Below are 452 nucleotides of genomic sequence, written 5' to 3'. Positions count from 1 at the left end.
GCGTACGTCGCCTACAAGTTCGGCGATCCGACCGCCAAAAATCAAGGGCGGTTGACATTATCGCCGTTTGCTCATTTGGATTTATTTGGCACGCTGCTTATTTTCTTAGCCGGTTTCGGCTGGGCGCGGCCGGTGCCGGTCAACCGTTTCCATTTTAAAAACCCGCGTCTAGCTGGCATTCTCGTGTCGGTCGCCGGGCCGCTAAGCAACCTTTTGCTTGCTGGACTTGGGTTTATCGTTTGGTATGCGATGATCGATTTCGGCATTATGAGGGCGCTGCCTAATTGGTTTGCGGCCGGGTTTGATATGTTTTTCCAAATTTTTATCGGCTTGAACACCGTCTTGTTTGTGTTTAATTTATTGCCGTTTCCGCCGCTTGATGGGTATCGTATCATTGAAGACATCGCTCCGGATGGGCTGCGAGCGAAAATGACGCAATGGGAAAACTACGG

Annotated in this window: 1 protein-coding gene; it reads left to right on the top strand. The window is 50.7% G+C overall.

Features of this window, described 5'->3' with window-relative positions:
• The coding region (locus ETB99_RS14665; protein WP_171700940.1) for a site-2 protease family protein at positions 1 to 452 on the top strand (452 nt) is incomplete at both ends.

Source organism: Anoxybacillus sp. CHMUD (assembly GCF_013096965.1).
Lineage (GTDB): Bacteria > Bacillota > Bacilli > Bacillales > Anoxybacillaceae > Anoxybacillus > Anoxybacillus kestanbolensis_A.
This window is presented reverse-complemented; position numbering and strand designations above follow the sequence as displayed.